Origin of the sequence: Achromobacter sp. SIMBA_011 (assembly GCF_046535435.1) — a bacterium.
Classification (GTDB): Bacteria; Pseudomonadota; Gammaproteobacteria; order Burkholderiales; family Burkholderiaceae_B; genus Achromobacter; species Achromobacter dolens.
Window position 1 is genome coordinate 1 of the sequence record NZ_JAWRWN010000734.1, and the last position, 259, is coordinate 259.

Genomic DNA, 259 nt, shown 5'->3' on the forward strand with positions numbered 1-259 from the left:
GATATGGATGTCGGTGCCGCAGATCGCCGTGCGGCGGATCTTGATCAGCACGTCGTTGTGTCCGACCTCGGGACGCTTCACGCGCGTCAACGTGAGACCCGGAGCGCGTTCGAGCTTTGCCAGTGCTTTCATGGTCGCACCTCCGTCAGACGATGCCGAGCGACTTGCCGACGCGCACGAACGCGGCCACGGTCTGGTCGATCTGTTCGGCGGTATGTGCGGCGCTCATCTGCGTGCGGATCCGTGCGCGCCCGCGCGG

General features: G+C 66.0%; 1 pseudogene. It reads right to left on the bottom strand.

The window, feature by feature from the left end:
• Nucleotides 1-132, bottom strand: a pseudogene (gene tdh / locus SB816_RS32910) (L-threonine 3-dehydrogenase); the annotation flags it as partial.
• Nucleotides 133-259: the final 127 nt, after the last annotated feature.